The following is a 22,197-nucleotide window of genomic DNA, read 5'->3' as shown; positions in this document are numbered from 1 at the left end:
TAATAAGCAGAGCGCATCGACCATGAGCAAAACCGTAGAGTTCTATTTTGACCTCGGCAGCCCAGCCACCTACCTGGCTTATACCCAACTGCCGAAGATCTGCGAGCAGACCGACAGCCAACTGATCTACAAGCCGATGTTGCTGGGCGGAGTCTTCAAAGCCACCGGCAACGCGTCTCCGGCAGCCATTCCGGCCAAGGGCCGGTACATGTTTCAGGACCTGGATCGCTACGCCAAGCGCTACGGCGTGCCGCTGAAGTTCAATCCGCACTTCCCTATCAACACCCTGATGTTGATGCGCGCCATCACCGGCATGCAGTTGCGCCATCCCGAACGCTTTCAGGCGTTCATCGATTGCCTGTTTCACGCCCTTTGGGTTGAAGGCCGCGACCTTGTTGATCCGGCGACTGTCGCGACAGTTCTGACACAGAGCGGTTTCGATCCAAATGAGGTGCTGGCCCTGACTGCCGATGAGGAAGTCAAAGCCACTCTCAAGGACAACACAGAGACAGCCGTGCAACGAGGCGTATTTGGTGCCCCGAGCATGTTTGTCGATAATCAGCTGTTCTTCGGTCAGGATCGCCTGGACTTCGTCCTTGAAGCCCTGAGTTAAAACTCGACGACCACATGAGCCAGGCGTTCTATGAAGCGCCTGCACTCCAACCGATCAAATAGCCGCAGTGCGGGTGTTCAACCACTCAAGGGCTGCACCGTCGAGCAACGGGCTCAAGCGCTCGCGCACCTCGGCGTGGTAGGCGTTGAACCACTGTTTTTCGTCAACCGTCAGCAGCGACGGCTCCAGGCAGCGAGTGTCGATCGGGCACAACGTCAGGGTTTCGAACTTCAGGAATTCACCGAATTCACTTTTGCCCGCCTCGCGGTTCAACACCAGGTTCTCGATCCGCACACCCCAGCGTCCTGGACGGTAAGTGCCCGGCTCGATGGAGGTGATCATGCCCGGCTGCATTGCAGTGTGTGGCGCGGCGGCGGCTTGGTAGGCGATGACCTGCGGACCCTCGTGCACGTTGAGGAAGTAGCCGACGCCATGACCGGTGCCGTGACCGTAATCAACGCTTTCAGCCCAGATCGGCGCGCGGGCAATGGAGTCCAGCAACGGCGACAGAATGCCTTTTGGGAATTGCGCACGGGACAGCGCAATCACGCCTTTGAGCACCCGCGTGCAATCGCGCTTCTGCTCATCGGTCGGCGTACCGACCGGCACCATCCGAGTGATATCGGTGGTGCCGCCCAGGTACTGGCCGCCGGAGTCGATCAACAACAGACCATCGCCTTCGATCACCGCATGTTCTTCTTCGGTGGCGTGGTAGTGCGGCATTGCGCCATTGGCGTTGAACGCGGCAATGGTATTGAAGCTCAGTGATACATATCCCGGACGTCGGGTACGCGCCCCCGTCAGGTGTTCGTCGATGGTCAGTTCGGTGATGCGCTCACGACCCAACGCCGTGTCCAGCCAGGTGAAGAACTCGCATAGCGCCGCGCCGTCCTGCTCCATGGCCTGACGAATGTGCTCGGCATCGGCCAGGCTTTTTTGCGATTTGGCCAACGTCGTCGGATTCAGGCCTTCGACCAGCTTCACGCCGCTATCCAGGTTATCCAGCAAGCCGGCGGTGACGCGCGCCGGATCGACTTGCAGACTCGCCCCGCTCGGTACGGCGCGCAAGGCGGCAGCCACTTCGCTGTAGTCGCGCAGGGTTACGCCGTCCTGTTCAAGGACCGCGCGCAGTTCGGTATCGACCTTGCTCAGGGCAACGAACAGGGTTGCCTGCTGCTGGCTGATCAAAGCAAAGGAAACAAACACCGGATTGAACGACACGTCGCCGCCGCGCAAGTTGAACAGCCAGGCGATGTCATCGAGGGTGGCGATGAAATGCCAGTCGGCACCGCGATCTTTCAAAACCTCACGCAGCTTGGCCAGTTTTTCGCCGCGGCTGACAGTTGCCTGAGGTGGCAGGTGTTGATAGATCGGTTCATTCGGCAGCGTCGGACGGTCGCTCCAGACTCCGCTCAACAAGTCGATGTCGGTGCGCAGACGTGCGCCGCGTTCTTCGAGCTTGCCACTCAAAGTACGCGCCGAAGCCACGGCCATCACTGCACCATCTACCGCGACGACGCCGCCTTCAGGGGTTTGCTCGGCCAGCCAGTCCAGCGGGCCGGGTTGACCCGGTTGCAGCTTGACCAGTTCGATACCGCTGCCCTTGAGTTCCTTGGTCGCTTGTTCCCAATAACGGCTGTCGGCCCAGACACCGGCAAAGTCCGGCGTAACAATCAGCGTGCCGACCGAGCCATGGAACCCCGACAACCATTGCCGTCCTTGCCAGTAACCCGGCAGGTATTCCGAAAGATGCGGGTCGGCCGACGGCACCAGCAGAGCGTGAATGCCCTCCCGGCTCATCAGTTCGCGGGTTTGCGCCAGGCGTTGGGGCACCGATCCATTGATTGAAGGCTGCGTACTCATCGTGTCTCCTGCTAATCACTTCATCATTATTGTTGAGTGCCGATCAACGCCGGCACTTTCAGACCTTATTGCCAGAATGCCGGAGCACTGGCGCAGGCCGCTTGAATCAGGTGTACCGCTTGGTCGATGTCCTGCTCGGTAGTGAACCGGCCGAGACTCAAGCGAATGGTGCGACTCGCCGAGCGGGCGTCATGCCCCAGGGCCAGCAGCACATGGGAGGGAGCATTGCTGGCGGAGTTGCAGGCCGAGGTCGCGGAAAACGCAATCGACTGGATCAGCACCGCAGAGTTGAACTCGCCTTCGTTGAAGGTCAGGCTCAGGGTATGGGGAATGCGTTGGGTCGGGCTGCCGTTGAGCCGAACCCCGGGAATGCTCAGCAGCGGCTCAAGCAAGCGTTCACGCAGGCGCGCGATCGTGGCTTTCTCTTCATCGAACGAGGCCGCCGCCAACGCAAAGGCCACACCCATGGCGGCGATCTGGTGAGTCGCCAGGGTGCCGGAACGCAAACCGCCCTCGTGACCACCACCGTGGATCTGCGCCTGCAAGCGCTGTTGCGCGCGAGGCCCGACGTACAACGCGCCGATGCCTTTGGGGCCATAGAGTTTGTGGGCGGAAAACGACATCAGATCCACCGGCCAATCGGCCAGATCGATCGCCACTTTGCCCGCGCCCTGAGCCGCATCGACATGGAACAACGCATTGCGATCACGCACTACCTGACCAATGGCCGGGATGTCGTTGAGGGTGCCCAGCTCGTTGTTGACCAGCATCAGCGACACCAGAAAGGTGTCTTCGCGCATCGCTTCGCTGACCGCTTGTGGGGTAATCAAACCCTCGGCGTCAGGCACCAGATAAGTCACCGCAACACCGGCGTCCTGCAACTGCTTTGCCGTGTCGAGAATCGCTTTGTGTTCGATCTGGCTGGTGATGATGTGGCCGCCAGAAACGCCGCGGGCCTGGGCCACGCCCTTGAGGGCAAGGTTGTTCGATTCGGTGGCGCCGGAGGTCCAGACGATCTGTTGCGCTTGAGCGCCAACCAGTTCGGCGACCTGTCGCCGCGCCTGCTCGACCGATTGCCGGGCCTGTTGCCCGAACGCATGGGAGCTGGACGCCGGATTGCCGAAATTGCCGGTAAAACCCAGACACTCGACCATCACCTTGATGACTCGCTCATCCACCGGCGTGGTGGCGGCGTAGTCGAAATACAACGGACGTTTATTCATAAAAGACTCGCAGAGCGTGTTCCGGGATCAGGAAGCTCGTCACTGAAACGTCAAACGCAGCCTCGTGAGCTGCGCCGACCGTTCAGAGCGTTAGAAATACCTGATCGGAGGCCGTTAAAGAAGAACAACTTCATTTAAAAGTGCGTAGGAACGCTCCTGAAGTCGAGCTTAACAGGCATCGGGCAACCGGTTGAAGCAATGCGTCAGCTAAAGCTTTCGAGCAACAACGGATACAGCGAAGCCACCAGCAGCAACGCCATGCCCCAGTTGAACCGCCGCAACCAGCGACGATCCTTCAGCACGTTGCGCAACAACGTGCCGCAACCTGCCCAGACACCAACGCTCGGCAGGTTGATCAAGGCGAACACGGCCGCAATCACGATCACGTTGGTGAAGTAGCCCTGCATCGGCGTGTAAGTGCTGATGGCACCGATGGCCATGATCCACGCCTTGGGATTGACCCACTGAAACGCCGCCGCGCCCAAGTAACTGATCGGCTTGCTCTCGCCCTTTTCGCTCTCGGAGACCGGCCCTGAATGGGCGATTTTCCACGCCAAGTACAGCAAATACATCGCACCGACGTAACGCAACACGGTGTAGAGCAACGGATAGGTTTGAAAAACTGCGCCCAACCCGAAACCTACCGCCACCACGAGCACGAAGAACCCGCAGGTGACGCCAAGCATGTGGGGAATGGTGCGGTTAAAGCCGAAGTTCACACCCGATGCCAGCAACATAGTGTTGTTGGGGCCGGGAGTAATCGAGGTAACAAGCGCAAAGAGGGCGAAGCCCAGCAGCAAATCGAGCGAGAGCGTCATGGCAGCGATCCATCAGGTCAGTCAGGTGTTGACCCTATCGCACGCCTTGAGGGAAACCCATGGACAGTTACGTGAAACTTCGACCCGTACAGTTTCAGCTAGGACGACCGTGAAGCTGTACAGCACGTTCAGCGTTCATTTCGCCTTGTTTGTCGAAACTGAACGACTTCTGCGGTTGGCCGAGCAATTCAGCTTTCTTCGCGTGGTACTCCTCGAAAGACAGACCGCGACGATTCAAGTCCTCAAGTGCCAGTTCCTTGGTTTCTTCCGCGGTGTAGGGTCGTAATTCCGGGGAAACATGGCTGGCACATCCGGCGAGAACGGAGACTACAAGCAGCAAGAAAGTGGCGAATAGAGGTTTCATGGTTGACGTCCTGGCAACTGGATTGGGGCAATGAACACAGGCTACGCCGGGCATCTGAATCGCAGAAATCAACGCTCTCGATAGTGGCTATCGACTTTGGCCCACTACGCTGAAGCAGACCATTTTATATTTCAAAATGATCTATAAATATTAATTTACAGTCTTTTACGGAATAACACAGAGCCTTTATAACAACGCTTCACGCACTCCATGGACTGGATGACTGAGCGTTGAACCAGTCCCTGCCGATCCCGACTTTCTATTCATAGCCTTATTCATGGAGCCTGCCCATGCAACTGCTGACCTTACCGCCCTCACCCGCCCTGGCCACCTCGATCCGCGCCACGGCGCAGGTGTTCGAAGACCCTAAATCCCAAGACTTGCTCGCACACATTCGACAAGTAGCACCGAGCGAAGCCAGCGTGCTGATCATCGGTGAAACCGGCACCGGCAAGGAGCTGGTGGCGCGGCATATCCACAACCTCAGCGCCCGGCGAAACCGGCCATTTGTGGCGGTGAACTGCGGCGCGTTCTCTGAATCCCTGGTGGAGGCCGAGTTGTTCGGCCATGAAAAAGGCGCCTTTACCGGTGCGCTGAGCGCCAAGGCCGGCTGGTTCGAAGAGGCCGACGGCGGGACGTTGTTCCTCGATGAAATCGGCGATTTGCCGATGGCGATTCAGGTCAAGTTGTTGCGGGTGTTGCAGGAGCGCGAAGTGGTGCGACTGGGTTCGCGCCAGAGCACTCCCATCAACGTGCGGGTGCTGGCCGCGACCAATGTGCAACTGGAGAAAGCCATCAACGCCGGGCATTTCCGCGAGGATTTGTACTACCGCCTCGACGTCGTCAGCCTGGAATTGAGCCCGCTGCGCGACCGCCCCGGCGACATCCTGCCGCTGACCCGACACTTCGTCGACGCCTACAGCCAGCGCCTCGGTTACGGCACCATCACCCTCAGCAAAGAAGCCGAACTGAAACTGCGCAGCTACAGCTGGCCGGGCAACATCCGCGAACTGGAAAACGTCATTCACCGCACCCTGCTGATCTGCCGTAACGGTGTGATCGAACGCGACGACTTGCGCCTGTCGAACCTGCGCGTCGGGCGTCAGGACGATTTCCACTGCAACGTCGACGACTCACCGGAAGGTCTGCTCGATCGGGCCTTTCAAAAGCTCTTCGAAGAACAGGCCGGAGCGCTGCACGAAAAAGTCGAAGACGCTTTGCTGCGAGCGGCCTATCGTTTCAGTCATTACAACCAGGTGCACACCGCTGCGTTGCTGGGATTGAGCCGCAACGTAACGCGCACGCGACTGATCAAGATCGGCGAGCTGGCGGTGAACAAGCGCCGGCCCATGGAGAACCTCAAGGGCGAGCGTGTCATGCAGTTGTCGATCTAACCCACCAGATTGCAGTGCAGCGCATTGTCGTGGCTGCGTTCCAGGCTGTGCAGCACCTGGAACGAGCCGAAGGTCACGGTTTTCGCCTGATGGGCGCGGATCAACTGCCAGAAATCCTGCTCGCCGCTTTCAAAGCTTTGAAACGCGGCTTCTCCCGCCTCGCGTGTTTGCCATTGCAGGTAGTTGAGCACTCGCCGGCCATCGTCGCTGGCCTGGATGCTGGCGCTCAGAAACCCTATGAAGTCCTGAGCCAGACGCTCGGTCTGCTTAGACAGCGCCGACACCAGCGCGGGCTGTTGATGGGGTTCGATCTCGAATTCGATCAATTGGGTGAAACTGCGATTTTTCTCTGACGCTTGCATGAATAGTCCCCACTCACCTGTAAGCCGGATCTTGCGATCCGAAGGCCTGCAGGGTAAAACCTCTGGTTAACTTGAGGTCAAGGGGCATTTTTTAAATGATCACCTCGGAAAATCTGCATAAAGAACTCACCGTCGGCCAAGTGGCTGCGCGCAGCGGCGTCGCGGTCACGGCGCTGCACTTTTACGAGTCCAAGGGTTTGATCAAAAGCAATCGCAACCAGGGCAACCAGCGGCGTTATCCACGGGAAGTGTTGCGGCGGGTGGCGTTGATCAAAGTGGCTCAGCGATTGGGCATTCCACTGGCGGAGATTGGTGAGGCATTGAAATCGTTGCCGGACAACCGGGCACCGACGGCGGCGGACTGGAAGGTGCTGTCGGCGCAATGGAGTCGGGATCTGGATGAGCGGATCAATCAGCTCGTGCTGCTGCGGGACCGGCTGAAGGGCTGCATTGGGTGTGGGTGTCTATCGATGGAGGCGTGTCCGTTGCGTAATTTTGGCGATGTGTTGGGGGAGCAAGGGCCCGGGGCGCAGCTGCTTTAATGATAACTGAACAGTGATTACTGCTCGTCGGGGGTTCGGTCGACCGAAAAGTGCTGACCTATAGTTACTCGACCGGAAATCGGCGAAAAAACACCTTTTCACTCACGACAAGAACAGGGAGTAACCATCATGAGCGTCAAACCCATTCCAGAGGGTTATCACAGCATCACCCCGTATCTAGGCATTCAAAAAGCGGCCGAAGCCATCGAGTTCTACAAGAAAGCCTTTGGCGCCACCGAAGTCATGCGCCTGTCCATGCCCGATGGCGGCATCGGGCATGCCGAACTGCGCATCGGCGATTGCCCGATCATGCTCGGCACGCCCTGCGACCAGGGCCCTTTGAGCAATCCGGACACGTCGCCGTCCGTGGGCCTGCACCTGTATGTGAACGATGTGGACACGTCGTATAAACAGGCGATTGCCGCCGGTGGCACGGTGGTGTCCGAGGTCAAGGATCAGTTTTATGGCGACCGCTCGGGGACTTTGAAGGATCCCTATGGACATCTGTGGTTTCTGGCCACGCGCAAGGAAGATCTGACTCAGGAGCAGATTGAGCAGCGGGCGAAGGAGATGTTCAAGCAGGGTTGAACCTAATGATCGTTCCTACACTCTGCGTGGGAACGATCTTGGTTCTACACACTTCATGAACAATGTACGCACAGCCGCACCCAAGTGAACAAAATCCAGCCCCCCAGCAATACGAAACATTTTCTTTCACATCCCCGTTCGGGATTTCCATTGCTCATCCGTCTTATTTAGATGCAGTCGCCCGCGTAGGCAAAAGCCACGGCCTGGCCTTTCATGGACCTCATTGCTGGGAAGCCCTTAGCTGCGGCCCACTCATCGAAACAAGACCTTTAATCATGTCGAAGAAATCCCGTTCTAAACTCTGGTTTCTGGTCCATAGCTGGCTGGCGTTGCCGATCTGGTTTTTCGTGCTGATCGTCTGCGTGACCGGCACCCTGGCGGTGGTCAGTCAGGAAATCGTCTGGCTGGCCAACCCACAAATGCGCGCCAGCCAACCCTCGGACGATGCACCGCTGCTCAGCTATGACCAGATCATCGCCGCCATCAAGAAGGCTGAGCCCAACACCTTGGTTGAGGCCATCAGTCGGCCCGATGAATCGCACTTCGCCCTCGACGTAGACGTCAGCTACCCCGATGGTCGCTCCGTGACGGTTTACGTCAATCCCTACAGCGGCGTCATTCAGGGCACTGCCCCGCAATTCAATTTCAAGGCGTTTACCCGCGCGCTGCATGGCTGGTGGCTGGTGCCGTTTACCAATGGCTACAGCTGGGGATGGTATCTGGTGTCGTTTCTCAGCCTGCCATTGCTGGCTTCGTTGGTCACCGGGCTGGTGGTCTACAAGCGCTTCTGGAAAGGTTTCTTCCGACCGACTTTGCGCATTCGTCACGGCGCGCGGATTTTCTGGGGCGACTTTCATCGCCTCAGCGGCATCTGGTCGATCTGGTTCATCGCGGTGATTTCCGTCACCAGCACTTGGTTCCTGATTCAGGCGTTCATGTTCGATAACCAGATTTCAATCAGCACCGCGCCGGTAGCTGCCGTGGTTGCGCGTGAAAGTGTCCCGCTGACTGCCGACGGTTCGCCTGCGCCGATGATCAGTCTGGAGACGGCCATTCGCCAAGCCAAGGAACGAATTCCCGGCCTGGACGACAGCTTCGTCAGCCTGCCCGCCAATGCCTATAGCTATCTATCGGTGGGCGGGCGCAGTTGGTATCCGCTGATGTTCCAGACGGCCGACATCAACCCGTATACCGGCGACATCGCCGCCACCCGCCTTTTGTCGGACCGCTCCGGCCTGGAGTTGGTGACCGAATCCATGCGTCCGCTGCACACCGGCGATTTCGGCGGGATCTGGATCAAACTGATCTGGTTCTTCTTCGGCCTGATCCTCAGCATGATGGTCCTCAGCGGCCTGTTGATCTGGACCAAGCGCACCGCCCTGGCCACGGCCAACGCCCTCAAGCGCAGCCATAAACGCCCACGCAGTCAGACCGCCCCGGCCACGAGCCGTGAAACCACGGAGGTCAGCCAATGAGCCTGTTCACTGAGGAAAAACCGGGGTCGAAGCTGAGTCGTTTCTGGCACAAATGGCGCTTCCATATCAACGTCCTGCTGTTGCTGGTGCCGCTCGGGTTCACGCCCAAATACTTCGCCGACGCGGCGCTGTTTCGCGGTGACACCGGTTTGGGTGAGCGGGAAATCGGCGAGGTTCAGGTGGGTCCCTGGAGCCTGCGACTGGCCGAGTTGCGTAACGAAGCACCGACGCTCGATGGCCCGGCCGGCTACATGAAGAACTTCAACGCGGCGCTGTGCGACCGCTGCCGTGATCAGGTCAAGGCCACTTACCTGCGCATCGGCAAACCGCGCAGCCTGCGCGCGGCCGGGGTAATTTTCTTCGGCACGCCGTATCGCATGGGCGCGATGTTGCCGATCCCCGAGAAAACCAAAGCCGACGCCGAGCTGTGGATCACCATGGAAGGCTGGGACGGCGCCATGCATCAGACCTCCATCCCCCTGAGCCAGGCATCCCCGGCCACCCTCGCCTGGCTGAACCAACAAGGAGGCAAACCATGATCAACGTTATACGTCCTCTCAGCGCCGTGCTGCTGGTGCTCTGCGCCGGTTTCAGCGCTAGCGCCCTGGCCCACAACCCGATGTGCGAATGCAAAGCCATCGACGCCGAGCAGATCAAATGCACCGGCGGTTTCTCCGACGGCAGCGGCGCGCCGGGCGTGACCCTGGACGTGATCGGCTATGACGAAACCATCCTGGTGCCCGGCAAGCTCGGTGCCGATTCCACCCTGACCTTCAATAAGCCCGGCGCCGAGTTCTACGTGCTGTTCGATGCAGGTCCCGGTCACGTCGTCGAGATCGACCAAGCGGACATCGAAGCCCCATGAGTACGCCAACCACACACGTCGTTCGCCCGGCCGGTGCCGGCCATGAAACCCTCTATGTGTTGCTGTTGTGCCTGATGATCCTGGTGGTTGCCGGCTCGGTGGTCGCTTGGCGCCATGAATCTCAGGAAGTCAGTAGCGTCAGCAGCCACCAACTGGATGCCCGCCGCGACCTGAGCGCGTCCGAGCAAGGCATCTACGCCGACCTGCGGGTGACGCTCGACGAAATTCACCTGCTGCGTCAGGAACAGCAAGCCTTACCGACACCTGAAACCCTCGCCGACGAGGGCTTTGCGCCGTTCGCCCAGGACGCCAGTTCCATCAGACGCGGCGGGCATGCCTGGCAGTTGCTCAAAGCCAAGGCCTACTTCGGTCAGAGCCAGACGCCCACCGTGGCCGGTTCGTTTCTGATGCGCCTGACCGCTGACAACGATGCGCCGGACGTCTGGCTCAACCGCGCCAACGCCCTCACTGCCCCGACCGATCTCACCGACGCCGCGCTCGAAAGCGCCGGCTGGCAGCAGATCGTCGCGCAATTCGATGCCGGCGTGACCCGCCAGCACCGGCACTGACCCATCGCCTTCACCCGAGAGAAGACCGCTTTCCCATGCCTAGCTCATCTCAACGCCGTCCATTCTTGCGCCTGCTGCTGATCGGCCTGTTCGCCTGTCTTCTGACACCCATGGCCCATGCTGACGAGGCCAAGCGCCTGCGCATCGGCATCACCCTGCACCCTTATTACAGCTACGTGGCGAACATCGTCGGTGACAAGGCCGAGGTGGTGCCGCTGATTCCGGCCGGTTTCAACCCACATGCCTACGAGCCGCGCGCCGAAGACATCAAGCGCATCAGCGGGCTGGACGTGATCGTGCTCAACGGCGTCGGCCATGACGACTTCGCCGACCGCATGATCGCTGCCAGCGAAACGCCGAACGTTCCGGTGATCGAAGCCAACGAAAACGTGCCGCTTTTGGCTGCCACCGGCACGGCTGCTCGCGGCGCTGGCAAGGTTGTAAACCCGCACACGTTCCTGTCGATCAGCGCCTCGATTGCCCAGGTCAACAACATCGCCCGGGAACTGGGCAAGCTCGACCCGGCCAACGCCAAGACCTACACCCAGAACGCCCGCGCCTACGGTAAACGCCTGCGGCAGATGCGCGCCGATGCCTTGGCGAAACTGACCCAGGCGCCGAACGCGCAACTGCGAGTGGCCACGGTTCACGCGGCTTATGACTATCTGCTGCGTGAATTCGGCCTCGAAGTGACCGCCGTGGTCGAACCGGCCCACGGCATCGAACCGAGCCCGAGCCAGCTGAAAAAGACCATCGATCAACTGCGGGAACTGGACGTGAAGGTGATTTTCTCGGAGATGGATTTCCCGTCCACCTACGTCGAGACCATCCAGCGTGAATCCGGGGTGAAGCTGTATCCGCTGTCGCACATTTCCTATGGCGAATACACCGCCGACAAGTACGAAAAGGAAATGACCGGCAACCTCAACACCGTGGTCCGGGCGATTCAGGAGTCCGGCCAATGACCGTACAAGAAACCCTGACGGTACAAAGCGCCGGTCCGACCCTCGATTTCGCCGACGTCAGCCTGACGCTGGGCCGCACGACGATCCTCGATAACGTCACGTTCCAGGTTCAGCCCGGCAGCGTGCATGCGCTGGTCGGCCCCAACGGTGGCGGCAAAAGCTCGCTGATCAAGACCCTGCTCGGGCAGATGCCCCATCAGGGCCGTTTGAGTCTGCAATGGCCCGGCACGCCGGGGACCATCGGCTACGTGCCTCAAGCCCTGGAATTCGATCGGGGCTTGCCGATGACCGTCGATGATTTCATGGCGGCCATGTGTCAGCGCCGTCCGGCGTTCCTCGGCTTGAGCAAACACTACGCCGCCGCCATTGGCGAAGCCCTGGAACGGGTCGGCATGCAGGACAAACGCAAGCGGCGCATGGGCGCGTTGTCCGGCGGTGAACGGCAACGAGTATTGCTGGCTCAGGGTCTGATTCCAGCGCCGCAGTTGCTGGTGCTCGACGAACCGATGTCGGCGCTCGATGAGGCCGGTATTCAGGTGTTCGAACGGCTGCTCGGCGACTGGCGCCAGAGCGGGATCACCGTGCTGTGGATCGAACATGATCTGGAAGCGGTTGGACGGTTGGCGGATCGCGTCACTGGGCTCAATCGCCGGGTGCTGTTCGATGCCACGCCGAAACAGGCACTGACGCCGGAGCGATTGCTGACGCTGTTTTCGACCCATCCACGGAGCGCTGCCTGATGAGTTACGAAGCCTTTCGTTTGATGGTTCAGGGCTGGGCCTCGTCGGGTTATCTGCCCGAGGCGCTGGCCTACGGATTTGTGGTCAACGCGCTGCTCGCCGGCTTACTGATCGGCCCGGTGCTGGGCGGTCTGGGCACGCTGGTGGTGGTCAAGCGCTTCGCGTTTTTCTCCGAAGCGGTGGGACATGCAGCGCTGACCGGCGTGGCCATCGGCATTTTGCTGGGCGAACCTTACACCGGGCCTTACGGCAGCCTGTTCGGCTACTGCTTGTTGTTTGGCATCTTGCTGAACTACCTGCGCAACCGAACGGGTCTGGCGCCGGATACGTTGATCGGTGTGTTTCTGTCGGTGTCGTTGGCGCTGGGCGCCAGTCTGCTGCTGATTCTGGCGGGAAAAATCAACGTACACATCCTTGAAAACGTGCTGTTCGGTTCGGTGCTGACGGTGAACGGCAATGACTTGCTGGTGTTGGCCATCGTCGGTTCGCTGGTCATGGCACTGGCCTTGCCGCTGTACAACCGCATCATGCTGGCCAGTTTCAACCCGCAACTGGCGGCGGTTCGCGGTGTGGCGGTGAAGACCCTGGATTATCTGTTTGTGATTCTGGTGACGCTGATCACCGTGGCCGCGGTGAAAGTCATCGGCGCGATTCTGGTCGGAGCGCTGTTAGTGATTCCAGCGGCGGCGGCGCGTTTGCTCAGCCAGTCGCTCAAGGGGTTTTTCTGGTGCTCGGTGCTGATCGCCACGGTCAGTACGCTGTGCGGGATCCTTGCGCCGATTGTGTTCGACCTGCCTATCCCGTCCGGCGCCGCGATCATTCTGGTGGCCGGCATCGCCTTCGCTCTCGCTGCCATTGCCCGTGGCGTCGTCCCAAGCCTGAAAGGGAATCTCGGATAAATGTCTTTTTCTCTGCGTCAACTGACCCTGGCATTGACCTTCACATTGCCCCTGTGTGGGCTGGTCAATACATCCATAGCGGCTGACAGCGCCAAACCGCTGCGTGTATTGGCCTCCTTGCCGATCACTTACGGTCTGGGCGAAGTCTTGCTCAAAGGCACCGACGTCAACCTTGAACGTGCCGCACCGGCCAACCTGCCTGGCAGCCGTCAGACCGCGTACTTCACAGGTCGTGGCGCTCCGGCGCTGGCCAAACTGGCGAGCGATGCCGATGCGGTGATCGGCCTGCGCTCGTTGTGGGCGGATGATCCGCTGTACCCGATCTCGCGGCGTAGCAACATCCGTATCGTTGAGGTCGATGCCGCGCGCCCGGTGGATGGCGCCCTGCCCGGCATCGCCGTGCAACCAGGCAATAAGGTAGATGGGTTGAACAGTCAGCCGTGGTTGTCCAGTAACAACATGGGGCGCATGGCGGACGTGATGGCGGCGGACCTGGTGCGTCTGGCGCCCGAGGCCAAGCCGACAATCGAGGCCAACCTGGCGACGCTTAAACAGCGCTTGCTTAAATTCAGCGCCGACAGCGAAGCGCGGTTGGCCAGTGCCGACAACCTCAGCGTGATGAGCCTGAGCGATCACTTTGGCTATCTGATTGGCGGCCTCAACCTGGAGCTGATCGGCCTCGATGCGCGGCCGGACGCCGAGTGGACACCTGAAACGCTCAAGCAATTGGGCGCGACGCTCAAGGACAATGACGTAGCGGTGGTGTTGCATCATCGACAACCGTCGGATGCGCTGAAAGCGGTGATTGCCGAGGCAGGTAGCCGGTTGGTGGTGTTGAGTGTGGATGCGGCGGATCCGGTGGCCGAGCTGGAAGGGAATGTGGATTTGGTGATCAAGGGGTTGAGCGGGGCGTAAAGTCAGACAACACAAACTCCAGATCAAAAAAAGCCCGCTGACCTTACCGGTTCAGCGGGCTTCTTTTTGCGTGGTGACTTAGTGAGCCACGGCCGCCTGTTCTTCCATTTTCTGACGCAGGCTCAGAGGACGCATGTCGGTCCAGGTTTCTTCGATGTAGGCCAGGCAGTCCTTTTTCAGGCCGCTCTTGCCCACGGTGCGCCAGCCTGCAGGCACGGCTTTGTAGTCGGGCCAGATCGAGTATTGCTCTTCGTGGTTGACCACGACCTGAAAGAGGATGTCCTCGCGGTCGAATACTGAAGTCATGGTGTTTCTCCATCGCTGTAGGGTGGGCTGCACTGCGTGCGCAGCCGGTATGTAGAAGGAACGTGCCAGAGGCTGAAAAATTTAGAGGCTGGCGGTGGCAGCGGCCATGGCCCTGCCGAAAATCTCGGCCACTCGATCGATTTCCGCCGCAGTGATCACCAGCGGCGGCAGGAACCGCACCACGCCGCCATGACGGCCGCCCAGTTCAAGAATCAAGCCGCGCTTGAGGCATTCACGCTGCACCAGCGGCGCCAGACGACCGAAAATCGGCGGATGACCCAATGCATCCGGCGCACCCGTCGGATCGACCAGTTCAACGCCAAGCATCAAGCCGCGCCCCCGAATGTCACCCAGTTGCGGGAAGTCCCGCTGCAGGATGCGCAGGTGTTCGCTTAAGCGTTCGCCCATGGCAGCGGCGTGCTCGCAGACCTTGTGTTCAGTCAGGTAACGCATCACCGCAGAACCTGCGGCCATGGCCATCTGATTGCCGCGGAAGGTCCCGGCATGGGCGCCCGGCAGCCAGGTGTCGAGCCAGTCACGATAGACCACCACGGCCAGCGGCAAACTGCCGCCGATGGCTTTGGACATGACCACCACGTCGGGAATGATCCCGGCGTGTTCGAAGGCGAACATCTTGCCGGTGCGGGCAAAACCGCTCTGGATTTCATCGACGATCAGCGCCACGCCAGCCTTTTCGGTAATCCGCCGCAGGCCGCGCAACCAGTCGAGATCGGCCGGGATCACCCCGCCCTCGCCCTGCACCGCTTCAACGATCACTGCCGCCGGCAATTGCACACCCGCCTCGGGATCATTCAGCAGGTTTTCGAGGTAGTTCAGATTGACCTGCACGCCTTGCGCGCCGCCAAGCCCGAACGGGCAGCGGTAATCGTAGGGATACGGCATGAATTGCACGCCATTGCTGAGCAAGGCGCCCAAGGGCTTTTTCGGCCCCAGACTGCCCATCAGGCTCAGCGCGCCCTGGCTCATGCCGTGATAACCGCCCTGGAACGACAGCACGGTGCTGCGTCCGGTGGCGGTGCGCACCAGTTTCAGCGCGGCTTCCACCGCGTCGGTGCCGGTCGGGCCGCAGAACTGGATCTTGGCTTCAGCGGCCAATGCCGGCGGCAGCAAACCGAACAGGTCCTGAACGAACTGATCCTTGACCGGGGTGGTCAGGTCGAGGGTATGCAGGGGCAGTTCATCGGTCAGCACTTGCTGGATCGCTTCGATCACCACCGAATGGTTGTGCCCCAGGGCCAGGGTCCCGGCGCCGGCCAGGCAGTCGATGAAACGACGGCCTTCGACGTCTTCGACATAAATGCCCTTGGCACGTTTGAGGGCCAGGGGAATACGTCGCGGATAGCTGCGGGCATTCGATTCCTGCTGGTTTTGACGGGCCAGCAACGGCGATTCGTTGAACTGATAAAGCGTCTCGGTCGGCGCCGGAGTGATCCGGGCCGACTGATCTTCCATAAGGCTGGTAGCGACTGACATCTCTCGACCCCTCAATAAGGTTTTCCTGTTCTGGAAACGCGTCAGGGCGCCGAGGATTTAGACCCTCGATCAGCTTTCTAGGAAGGGGGTGTCAGCACTTTGTGCATGGGAATGGCATGGAGCCCCGCCACCGCGAAGGTTTCAGCGCAAGGCTGGTAACCCAGATGACGGTAAAAAGCTTCACTGGTTCGGGTGCTATTGAGTCGTGCCTGGCGCAAACCCTGACCGCTCAACCAGCCTTCGAGGTCGTGCACCAGTGCTTGCCCGGCCCCGCGACGAAACCATTCCGGCTGCACGTAACAGAATGCGACCTTGCCACTGATCGCGGCCATGGCGACCCCAACCGGTTTGTCCTGCAACAGGGCGATGTTCAGGTACAACCGCTGGTCGGTCAGCCAGGGCTGCACGTGTTCGATGGTCTTGTTGTGGGTCCAGGTGGCGACGGTTAGCGGATCGTTGCGATGGTCGAGCGCACAACCCACGCGAATGGAGCGCTCGACGATCCGGCTAATGATGCCGGCGTCGGCGGGGGTTGCCTTGCAAATGTGTATAGGTGCATCCATGGCGCTGTTACCTCAATCCATTGAGTCAAAGCTGCCGGGGACAATAGCGCTGTGGGGAGTCGGTGACTAATGGAGAGAAGTTACATTTGATGTGCAACACAGCACTAATGTGGGTTTGTATTGTGGGTTAAATCGGTTGCAACGGCATGGTCAACTCAACCCGCAGCCCATCCGGCCGGCTGTCGAAATGCAGGGTGCAGCCGCAGCGCTGGACAATCGCCTGGACAATCGCCAGACCGAGACCGCAGCCGGTGCTCTGGCCGTGGCGCCAGAAGCGTTGGGTCAGGTGTTGCAGATCGTCTTCGGCAATGCCGGGCCCATGGTCGCGAACCACAAACTGCACGCGATTGCCGGTGGTTACCAGACTCAGCTCCACCGCGCCGTCGCCCGGGGTATGACGCAGCGCGTTGTCCAGCAGGTTGCGCAGTGCGGCAATCGACAGCACGGCGGGCATTTGCACCGGGGCGTGAGAGATCTTCTGCGGCACCTGAAATTTGATCCGCCGACGATCACCGCTGGCGGCGTCCTGAATCGCCAGTTTCGCCACATGCTCGGCGCTGCATTGCACACCATCATCGAACGACAGACTGCCCTCGACCCGCGCCAGTAGCAGCAATTGCTCAAGGGTGCGGTGCAAGCGATCGGCACCCTCTTCGGCCCGGGCCAGGGATTGATCCCGGGCCGCGCCATCGGTCATGCGCGCCACTTGCAGGTGGGTCTTGATCGCCGTCAGCGGGCTGCGCAACTCGTGGGCGGCGTCACCGGTCAGACGGCGTTCCCGTTCGATGGTCTTGCCGATCCGTTGGAACAGCTGATTCTGGGTGTCCAGCAACGGTTGCAGTTCGCTGGGCAGAGGCTGGATCTGCAGCGGTTCCAGGGAATCTGCGCTGCGGCGCATCAAGGCATCGCGCATGCGGTTGAGTGGCGCCAGCCCTTGGCCAATACCCAGCCACAACAGGCACAGGCAACCGAGCAAGGCCACTCCCACCGGCACCGAAGCCGCCAGCAGGATCGACAGGTTCAGAGCCTCACGCTCGATCTGCCGATCGGCGGTGGTGATGCGCAGATCGCCGCGGGCCAGAGTGAAACTGCGCCACGGCGCGCCGTCGATCATCTGATCGTGGAAGCCCATTTTCTCGGCTTCCAGGGTTTGTTGCGGATCGGTGTGACTGCGGGCGAGGATTTCGCCACGCAATGAACTGACCTGACAGGCCATGCCACCGGGGATGTTCAGTTGTTCAGCGCTGAAATGAGTGCCCTCGCCCTTAGTCGGCAATGCGGGCAATTGTTCCATCAAGCCGGCGACCATGCGTGCCGATGCCACCAGCCGCTGGTCGAGGGAAAACATCATTTGGTTGCGCAGGTCGCTGAGCATCCAGGCCGCAGCCAGGGCCCAGATCAGCGCAAAAGCGGCGCCGAGTGTCAGGCTCAGGCGCAATCGCAGGCTCATCACTTTTTCAATTCCTCTGCGCCATCGGCCGGCCCCAGGCGATAGCCCAGGCCGCGCACGGTCTCGACAATGCCATTGCCGAGTTTGCGCCGCAGGTGATGGATATGCACGTTGAGGGCGTTGCTTTCCAGTTCATCGTTGAAACCGTAGACGCTGTCTTTGAGTTGCTCGGTGGACAGCACCCGGCCCCGGTTATGCAGCAAGGCCTGCAGCAGCGACTGCTCGCGACGGGAAAGGTCAACCGGCTGGCCGCCCAGCATGGTTTCGCGGCTGCTCGGGTCGTAAGTCAAACGGCCGTGCTCGATCAGGTTGACACTGCGTCCCGCCACTCGTCGTAGCAGCGTATGCAGACGCGCGGCGAGTTCGCGCAGGTCGAAAGGCTTGAGCAAGTAATCGTCAGCGCCGGCTTGCAAGCCATCGACGCGGTCGGTGACTGAATCCCGGGCGGTGAGGATCAACACCGGGATTTCCAGACCGCTGTGTCGCAACTGCTGCAGCAGCTTCAAACCGTCTTCATCGGGCAGACCGAGGTCGAGCACCATCACATCGAACTCGGCGACCTTGAGCATCGCCCGGGCAGACGACGCGGTAGCGACGTGCTCTACCGTCAGGCCCTGAGCGGTGAGGCCGGCGACAATGCCGCTGGCAATCAGCTCATCGTCTTCGCAAACCAGTACGTGCATGGGGAGCCCCGTAGAAAAAAGCTGATTAGGCCGGTGGCCGATTAAGCGGACATTATGCCGCAAGCGCCAATGCCACAAGGCCACCGCGGTTAATCATCGGTTAATCGACGCCGCCCATTGTGCACCTCACTTGCACAGGGACAAAGGCTTACCCATGCGTCGACTGTTTCTATTCTTTGTTCTCCTGATCTCGGGTCTGGCCCAGGCAGGGACTGATCCGTTCGCGACCAAACCCGACTTTCTTCCCGTCGGCAAGGCGTTCATCTTCACCTCCGAACGCCTTGATTCCGGTGAAACCCAGCTCTATTGGCAGATCGCCGACGGTTATTACCTCTACCAGCAACGCCTGAAATTCGATGGCTTGCCCGCGGAACACAAGCCTGTATTGCCTGACGGTGAAGCGCACAGCGATGAGTTCTTTGGCGAACAGCAGGTCTATCGCCAAGGCCTGGAACTGAAGATCCCGGCAGGCGCCACGGGTCAGATCAAGGTGGGCTTCCAGGGCTGTGCCGATGCAGGCTTGTGTTATCCGCCGCACACTCAGGTCGTGGATCTCGGCGGTAAATCGACTACCGCTGCGACAAACGAAGCGCCGGATCAAGCCTTGGCCAGCGACTTACAACAACGGGCGCTGGGCTGGAGCTTACTGGTGTTCTTTGGTCTGGGGCTGTTGCTGGCCTTCACGCCTTGCTCGTTGCCGATGCTGCCGATTCTGGCCGGTTTGATCGTCGGCAGTGGTGCCACGCCCAAGCGCGGCTTCGCCTTGGCGACCAGCTACGTCGTGAGCATGGCGCTGGTGTATGCGGCGATGGGCGTGCTGGCCGCGCTGCTCGGGGCGAATCTGCAGGCGTTGTTGCAAAACCCTTGGTTGCTGGGCAGTTTCGCGGCGGTGTTTGTGTTGCTGGCGTTGCCAATGTTCGGCTTCTTCGAGTTGCAACTGCCGGTGGCTGTGCGTGATCGCCTGGAACATGTCTCGCGCAATCAGCGCGGCGGCAGCCTGTTCGGCGCCGGTGTGTTGGGTGCCTTGTCCGGTTTGCTGGTGGGCCCGTGCATGACCGCTCCACTGGCGGGCGCCTTGCTCTACATCGCTCAAAGCGGCAATGCGCTGCATGGCGGATTGATTCTGTTCGCCATGGGCATCGGCATCGGTGTGCCGCTGCTGCTGCTGGTGACCGTCGGCAATCGCTTTGTGCCCAAACCCGGCGCCTGGATGAACCTGCTCAAGGGAGTGTTCGGCTTCCTGTTCCTCGCCACTGCCCTGCTGATGCTGCGCCCGGTGCTGGATGAATCCCTGTGGGTCGGCTTGTGCGGCGCCCTGCTGGTGATCGCCGCCTACAGCGCCTGGCGCCAATCCGACGGTTTCGGACGGACCGCTCATGTGTTCGGTGCCAGCTCATTGTTACTGGGTTTGTGGGGCAGCCTGCTGATGGTGGGTGCCGCCGGTGGCAGCGATGATCTGTTCAAGCCCTTGCAGGTTTACAGCAGCTCAAACTCAAGCAGTGCCGCAAGCCCTGTCGGACATGATGCGTTCACCACTATCAAGGACCCCGCCGAACTGCAACGGGAACTCGACGCGGCACGGGCTCAAGGCCAGTGGGTGCTGCTGGACTACTATGCCGACTGGTGCGTGTCGTGCAAGGTCATGGAAAAACAGGTATTCGGCAAACCCCACGTACTGGAAGCCTTGAAAGATGTGCGCTTGCTACGCCTGGACGTCACCGCTGACAATGCCGCCAGCCGCGAACTGCTCGGCCGTTATAAAGTGCCGGGGCCACCGAGCCTGCTGTGGATCGGTGCCGACGGCATCGAGCGTCGTAGCCAGCGCATCACCGGTGAGGTCGATGCCGACACATTCCTGCAACGCTGGTCCACCACCCGAGACGCCCGTTAATGCTGACCTTTACCCTCGGCACTTTTGCCATCGCGCTTAATCACCTGCTGCTGATCAGTGCCCTGGCGCTGGCGACCTTCGTCGGCTGGCGGGTGGCCAAGCGCGGCGGTGAGAACCCGGAGTCGGTGCTGTTCAGCCTGTTCCTGCTGGGCATGCTGGTCGCCCGGATCAGCTTTGTGATCGCCTACTGGGCGCAGTACCGCAACGATCCGTGGCAGATCATCGACCTGCGCGACGGCGGCTTTCTCGCCTGGCCCGGTGTGATCGTGCTGTTGCTCGCCGCGTTGTATCGAGGCTGGCGTCGCCCGGGCTTGCGCCGCCCCTTGGGCTTTGGCGTGGCCAGTGGCCTGGCGTTCTGGCTGCTGGCGACTTTCTCCCTGACGATTTACGAACAAGGCACGCGCCTGCCGGAAATTGCCCTGCGCAATGCCGCCGGTGAAACCGTGCAATTGGCCGACTACAAGGGCGGCCCGTTGGTGATCAATCTCTGGGCCACCTGGTGTCCGCCGTGTCGGCGGGAAATGCCGGTGCTGGAAAACGCCCAGCAACACCGCCCGGACCTGACCTTCCTGTTCGTCAACCAGGCTGAAAGCATGCAAAGCGTCAGTACTTACCTGGAAACCCAGGGCCTGAGCCTGTCCAACGTGCTGTTCGACGGTAGTGGCCGTTTGGGCCAGGCCGTCGGCTCCATGGCGTTGCCGACTACGCTGTTCTATAGTCCCGACGGTCGCCTGCTGGGCAGCCATCTGGGTGAGCTGTCGGACGCCAGCCTGGCCCGCGCCCTGGAAAACTTCGACACCCCGAATCCTGCCGCACCGGCCACCTCTTCAAGGAAACTGCCATGCCCCGCCTCCGCCACCTGCTGACACTGACCCTGGGCGCCGCCCTGCTGCATCTACCGTCGGTGCAGGCCGCCGAAGAATTGCCCGAAGCGATCAAGAAAATCGAAGCCAAGGGCGCGAAAATCGTTGGCCAATTCGACGCACCCGACGGTCTGCGGGGTTATGCGGCGCAGTACCAGAGCCGTGGCATCGCGCTGTACCTGACTCCGGATGGCAAGCATGTGTTGCTCGGCAATTTGTACGACGCCGACGGCAACGACCTGAGCAGCGCGCCGCTGCAGAAGCTGGTTTACGCACCGATGGCCAAGGAAGTCTGGGGCAAGATGGAAACCAGCAACTGGATCGGCGACGGGAAGAAAGATGCACCGCGGATCGTGTACCTGTTCAGCGATCCGAACTGCCCTTATTGCAACGTGTTCTGGGAGCAGGCGCGGCCATGGGTCAAGGCTGGCAAGGTGCAGCTGCGGCACATTATGGTCGGCATCATCCGCGAAGACAGTCCGGGCAAATCGGCTGCGCTGCTGGCCGCCAAGGATCCACAGAAAGCGCTGGAAGACCATGAGAAGTCCGGCAAGAACAGTTCGCTAAAAGCCCTGAAGAATGTACCTCCGGCGATTCAGGCGAAACTGGCGGCGAACATGCAGTTGATGGAAGATCTGGAGCTGCAGGCCACCCCGGCGATTTTCTACATGGACGACAAGGGCGAGTTGCAACAGCAGCAAGGCGCGCCTTCGCCGGACAAGTTGGTGAAGATTCTCGGGCCTAAGTGACCT

At 60.5% G+C, this 22,197-nt stretch carries 25 protein-coding genes; 15 read left to right on the top strand and 10 right to left on the bottom strand.

The window, feature by feature from the left end; translation table 11 throughout:
* Nucleotides 1-22 precede the first annotated feature (22 nt).
* The gene (locus tag ACYZTU_RS09850) at nucleotides 23-613 is read left to right on the top strand and encodes a 2-hydroxychromene-2-carboxylate isomerase (protein WP_461969764.1); all 591 of its coding nucleotides are present in this window, start codon (nucleotides 23-25) and stop codon (nucleotides 611-613) included.
* 54 nt (nucleotides 614-667) lie between these two features.
* On the opposite strand, the gene ACYZTU_RS09845 is transcribed toward ACYZTU_RS09850, so the two are convergent.
* The 4 genes from ACYZTU_RS09845 to ACYZTU_RS09830 form a co-directional block, all read right to left on the bottom strand.
* Nucleotides 668-2,476, bottom strand: coding sequence for an aminopeptidase P family protein (locus tag ACYZTU_RS09845; RefSeq protein WP_461969762.1), 1,809 nt, complete (start codon nucleotides 2,474-2,476; stop codon nucleotides 668-670).
* A gap of 65 nt (nucleotides 2,477-2,541) precedes the next feature.
* Nucleotides 2,542-3,699, bottom strand: a complete 1,158-nt coding sequence (locus tag ACYZTU_RS09840) for a cysteine desulfurase family protein (protein ID WP_461969760.1) — start codon at nucleotides 3,697-3,699, stop codon at nucleotides 2,542-2,544.
* 203 nt (nucleotides 3,700-3,902) lie between these two features.
* A complete protein-coding gene (locus tag ACYZTU_RS09835) occupies nucleotides 3,903-4,517 on the bottom strand; it encodes a LysE family translocator (RefSeq protein ID WP_461969758.1) in 615 nt (204 codons plus the stop codon).
* A gap of 94 nt (nucleotides 4,518-4,611) precedes the next feature.
* Complete coding sequence (locus ACYZTU_RS09830) at nucleotides 4,612-4,881, bottom strand: hypothetical protein (protein ID WP_461969757.1); 270 nt, start codon at nucleotides 4,879-4,881, stop codon at nucleotides 4,612-4,614.
* Between the two features lie 290 nt (nucleotides 4,882-5,171).
* On the opposite strand from ACYZTU_RS09830, the gene ACYZTU_RS09825 reads away from it, so the two are divergent.
* Entirely contained in the window at nucleotides 5,172-6,275 is a 1,104-nt protein-coding gene (locus tag ACYZTU_RS09825; protein ID WP_461969755.1) for a sigma-54 interaction domain-containing protein, read from the top strand.
* On the opposite strand, the gene ACYZTU_RS09820 is transcribed toward ACYZTU_RS09825, so the two are convergent.
* Nucleotides 6,272-6,637 (bottom strand): antibiotic biosynthesis monooxygenase, encoded by a 366-nt coding sequence (locus tag ACYZTU_RS09820; protein WP_461969753.1) that lies wholly within the window; start codon nucleotides 6,635-6,637, stop codon nucleotides 6,272-6,274. The two genes, ACYZTU_RS09825 and ACYZTU_RS09820, sit on opposite strands and share 4 nt — an antisense overlap.
* 95 nt (nucleotides 6,638-6,732) lie before the next feature.
* Between ACYZTU_RS09820 and soxR the strand changes: the two genes are divergently transcribed.
* The 10 genes from soxR (at nucleotide 6,733) to ACYZTU_RS09770 (ending at nucleotide 14,195) form a co-directional block, all read left to right on the top strand.
* On the top strand, nucleotides 6,733-7,179 hold the full coding sequence (gene soxR / locus ACYZTU_RS09815) for a redox-sensitive transcriptional activator SoxR (protein WP_461969751.1): 447 nt from the start codon (nucleotides 6,733-6,735) through the stop codon (nucleotides 7,177-7,179).
* Between the two features lie 129 nt (nucleotides 7,180-7,308).
* Entirely contained in the window at nucleotides 7,309-7,767 is a 459-nt protein-coding gene (locus tag ACYZTU_RS09810) for a VOC family protein (protein ID WP_461969749.1), read from the top strand.
* Nucleotides 7,768-8,042: 275 nt separating this feature from the next.
* Entirely contained in the window at nucleotides 8,043-9,242 is a 1,200-nt protein-coding gene (locus tag ACYZTU_RS09805; RefSeq protein WP_461969747.1) for a PepSY-associated TM helix domain-containing protein, read from the top strand.
* Nucleotides 9,239-9,781, top strand: a complete 543-nt coding sequence (locus ACYZTU_RS09800; protein WP_461969745.1) for a thiamine pyrophosphate-binding protein — start codon at nucleotides 9,239-9,241, stop codon at nucleotides 9,779-9,781. Before ACYZTU_RS09805 ends, ACYZTU_RS09800 begins: the two co-directional genes overlap by 4 nt.
* The gene (locus ACYZTU_RS09795; protein WP_461969743.1) at nucleotides 9,778-10,107 is read left to right on the top strand and encodes a hypothetical protein; all 330 of its coding nucleotides are present in this window, start codon (nucleotides 9,778-9,780) and stop codon (nucleotides 10,105-10,107) included. Before ACYZTU_RS09800 ends, ACYZTU_RS09795 begins: the two co-directional genes overlap by 4 nt.
* Nucleotides 10,104-10,676, top strand: coding sequence for a DUF6162 family protein (locus ACYZTU_RS09790; RefSeq protein ID WP_461969741.1), 573 nt, complete (start codon nucleotides 10,104-10,106; stop codon nucleotides 10,674-10,676). Before ACYZTU_RS09795 ends, ACYZTU_RS09790 begins: the two co-directional genes overlap by 4 nt.
* 35 nt (nucleotides 10,677-10,711) lie before the next feature.
* On the top strand, nucleotides 10,712-11,641 hold the full coding sequence (locus tag ACYZTU_RS09785) for a metal ABC transporter substrate-binding protein (protein WP_461969739.1): 930 nt from the start codon (nucleotides 10,712-10,714) through the stop codon (nucleotides 11,639-11,641).
* The gene (locus ACYZTU_RS09780; RefSeq protein ID WP_461969737.1) at nucleotides 11,638-12,381 is read left to right on the top strand and encodes a metal ABC transporter ATP-binding protein; all 744 of its coding nucleotides are present in this window, start codon (nucleotides 11,638-11,640) and stop codon (nucleotides 12,379-12,381) included. Before ACYZTU_RS09785 ends, ACYZTU_RS09780 begins: the two co-directional genes overlap by 4 nt.
* Nucleotides 12,381-13,280, top strand: a complete 900-nt coding sequence (locus ACYZTU_RS09775) for a metal ABC transporter permease (protein WP_003226663.1) — start codon at nucleotides 12,381-12,383, stop codon at nucleotides 13,278-13,280. Before ACYZTU_RS09780 ends, ACYZTU_RS09775 begins: the two co-directional genes overlap by 1 nt.
* Entirely contained in the window at nucleotides 13,281-14,195 is a 915-nt protein-coding gene (locus tag ACYZTU_RS09770) for a metal ABC transporter substrate-binding protein (protein WP_461969735.1), read from the top strand.
* Nucleotides 14,196-14,273: 78 nt separating this feature from the next.
* Here ACYZTU_RS09770 and ACYZTU_RS09765 read toward each other — a convergent pair whose 3' ends face one another.
* The 5 genes from ACYZTU_RS09765 to ACYZTU_RS09745 form a co-directional block, all read right to left on the bottom strand.
* Complete coding sequence (locus ACYZTU_RS09765; protein WP_461969733.1) at nucleotides 14,274-14,501, bottom strand: MbtH family protein; 228 nt, start codon at nucleotides 14,499-14,501, stop codon at nucleotides 14,274-14,276.
* 81 nt (nucleotides 14,502-14,582) lie between these two features.
* Complete coding sequence (locus tag ACYZTU_RS09760; RefSeq protein ID WP_461969731.1) at nucleotides 14,583-15,995, bottom strand: diaminobutyrate--2-oxoglutarate transaminase; 1,413 nt, start codon at nucleotides 15,993-15,995, stop codon at nucleotides 14,583-14,585.
* Nucleotides 15,996-16,072: 77 nt separating this feature from the next.
* On the bottom strand, nucleotides 16,073-16,558 hold the full coding sequence (locus ACYZTU_RS09755) for a GNAT family N-acetyltransferase (RefSeq protein ID WP_461969729.1): 486 nt from the start codon (nucleotides 16,556-16,558) through the stop codon (nucleotides 16,073-16,075).
* 127 nt (nucleotides 16,559-16,685) lie between these two features.
* A complete protein-coding gene (locus tag ACYZTU_RS09750) occupies nucleotides 16,686-18,011 on the bottom strand; it encodes an ATP-binding protein (protein WP_461969727.1) in 1,326 nt (441 codons plus the stop codon).
* Nucleotides 18,008-18,691: a response regulator gene (locus ACYZTU_RS09745; RefSeq protein ID WP_074878741.1), complete on the bottom strand. Its 684-nt coding sequence runs from the start codon at nucleotides 18,689-18,691 to the stop codon at nucleotides 18,008-18,010. The genes ACYZTU_RS09750 and ACYZTU_RS09745 overlap by 4 nt, the downstream gene beginning before the upstream one ends.
* Before the next feature lie 154 nt (nucleotides 18,692-18,845).
* On the opposite strand from ACYZTU_RS09745, the gene dsbD reads away from it, so the two are divergent.
* The 3 genes from dsbD to dsbG are packed head-to-tail and all read left to right on the top strand — an operon-like array spanning nucleotide 18,846 to nucleotide 22,194.
* On the top strand, nucleotides 18,846-20,582 hold the full coding sequence (gene dsbD / locus ACYZTU_RS09740) for a protein-disulfide reductase DsbD (RefSeq protein WP_461969725.1): 1,737 nt from the start codon (nucleotides 18,846-18,848) through the stop codon (nucleotides 20,580-20,582).
* Nucleotides 20,582-21,448 carry a TlpA family protein disulfide reductase gene (locus ACYZTU_RS09735; protein ID WP_461969724.1) on the top strand — a complete coding sequence of 289 codons (867 nt, stop codon included), beginning with the start codon at nucleotides 20,582-20,584 and terminating at the stop codon, nucleotides 21,446-21,448. Before dsbD ends, ACYZTU_RS09735 begins: the two co-directional genes overlap by 1 nt.
* A complete protein-coding gene (dsbG, locus tag ACYZTU_RS09730) occupies nucleotides 21,424-22,194 on the top strand; it encodes a thiol:disulfide interchange protein DsbG (RefSeq protein ID WP_461969722.1) in 771 nt (256 codons plus the stop codon). The genes ACYZTU_RS09735 and dsbG overlap by 25 nt, the downstream gene beginning before the upstream one ends.
* The last annotated feature ends 3 nt before the right edge of the window (nucleotides 22,195-22,197 follow it).

This window comes from Pseudomonas sp. HLT2-19-2, from assembly GCF_054898005.1.
The sequence above is the reverse complement of the archived record's forward strand: the minus strand, read 5'-3'. Positions and strand labels throughout refer to the sequence as shown.

What these genes read in the sequence shown, in the direction of transcription:
- ACYZTU_RS09765 (WP_461969733.1), bottom strand. Translation starts at nt 14,501, where the DNA reads ATGACTTCAGTATTCGACCGCGAGGACATCCTCTTTCAGGTCGTGGTC.
- ACYZTU_RS09760 (WP_461969731.1), bottom strand. Translation starts at nt 15,995, where the DNA reads ATGTCAGTCGCTACCAGCCTTATGGAAGATCAGTCGGCCCGGATCACT.
- ACYZTU_RS09830 (WP_461969757.1), bottom strand. Translation starts at nt 4,881, where the DNA reads ATGAAACCTCTATTCGCCACTTTCTTGCTGCTTGTAGTCTCCGTTCTC.
- ACYZTU_RS09795 (WP_461969743.1), top strand. Translation starts at nt 9,778, where the DNA reads ATGATCAACGTTATACGTCCTCTCAGCGCCGTGCTGCTGGTGCTCTGC.
- ACYZTU_RS09805 (WP_461969747.1), top strand. Translation starts at nt 8,043, where the DNA reads ATGTCGAAGAAATCCCGTTCTAAACTCTGGTTTCTGGTCCATAGCTGG.
- ACYZTU_RS09820 (WP_461969753.1), bottom strand. Translation starts at nt 6,637, where the DNA reads ATGCAAGCGTCAGAGAAAAATCGCAGTTTCACCCAATTGATCGAATTC.
- ACYZTU_RS09770 (WP_461969735.1), top strand. Translation starts at nt 13,281, where the DNA reads ATGTCTTTTTCTCTGCGTCAACTGACCCTGGCATTGACCTTCACATTG.
- ACYZTU_RS09810 (WP_461969749.1), top strand. Translation starts at nt 7,309, where the DNA reads ATGAGCGTCAAACCCATTCCAGAGGGTTATCACAGCATCACCCCGTAT.
- ACYZTU_RS09835 (WP_461969758.1), bottom strand. Translation starts at nt 4,517, where the DNA reads ATGACGCTCTCGCTCGATTTGCTGCTGGGCTTCGCCCTCTTTGCGCTT.
- soxR (WP_461969751.1), top strand. Translation starts at nt 6,733, where the DNA reads ATGATCACCTCGGAAAATCTGCATAAAGAACTCACCGTCGGCCAAGTG.
- ACYZTU_RS09800 (WP_461969745.1), top strand. Translation starts at nt 9,239, where the DNA reads ATGAGCCTGTTCACTGAGGAAAAACCGGGGTCGAAGCTGAGTCGTTTC.
- ACYZTU_RS09735 (WP_461969724.1), top strand. Translation starts at nt 20,582, where the DNA reads ATGCTGACCTTTACCCTCGGCACTTTTGCCATCGCGCTTAATCACCTG.
- ACYZTU_RS09845 (WP_461969762.1), bottom strand. Translation starts at nt 2,476, where the DNA reads ATGAGTACGCAGCCTTCAATCAATGGATCGGTGCCCCAACGCCTGGCG.
- dsbG (WP_461969722.1), top strand. Translation starts at nt 21,424, where the DNA reads ATGCCCCGCCTCCGCCACCTGCTGACACTGACCCTGGGCGCCGCCCTG.
- ACYZTU_RS09755 (WP_461969729.1), bottom strand. Translation starts at nt 16,558, where the DNA reads ATGGATGCACCTATACACATTTGCAAGGCAACCCCCGCCGACGCCGGC.
- ACYZTU_RS09745 (WP_074878741.1), bottom strand. Translation starts at nt 18,691, where the DNA reads ATGCACGTACTGGTTTGCGAAGACGATGAGCTGATTGCCAGCGGCATT.
- ACYZTU_RS09840 (WP_461969760.1), bottom strand. Translation starts at nt 3,699, where the DNA reads ATGAATAAACGTCCGTTGTATTTCGACTACGCCGCCACCACGCCGGTG.
- ACYZTU_RS09775 (WP_003226663.1), top strand. Translation starts at nt 12,381, where the DNA reads ATGAGTTACGAAGCCTTTCGTTTGATGGTTCAGGGCTGGGCCTCGTCG.
- dsbD (WP_461969725.1), top strand. Translation starts at nt 18,846, where the DNA reads ATGCGTCGACTGTTTCTATTCTTTGTTCTCCTGATCTCGGGTCTGGCC.
- ACYZTU_RS09850 (WP_461969764.1), top strand. Translation starts at nt 23, where the DNA reads ATGAGCAAAACCGTAGAGTTCTATTTTGACCTCGGCAGCCCAGCCACC.
- ACYZTU_RS09780 (WP_461969737.1), top strand. Translation starts at nt 11,638, where the DNA reads ATGACCGTACAAGAAACCCTGACGGTACAAAGCGCCGGTCCGACCCTC.
- ACYZTU_RS09790 (WP_461969741.1), top strand. Translation starts at nt 10,104, where the DNA reads ATGAGTACGCCAACCACACACGTCGTTCGCCCGGCCGGTGCCGGCCAT.
- ACYZTU_RS09825 (WP_461969755.1), top strand. Translation starts at nt 5,172, where the DNA reads ATGCAACTGCTGACCTTACCGCCCTCACCCGCCCTGGCCACCTCGATC.
- ACYZTU_RS09785 (WP_461969739.1), top strand. Translation starts at nt 10,712, where the DNA reads ATGCCTAGCTCATCTCAACGCCGTCCATTCTTGCGCCTGCTGCTGATC.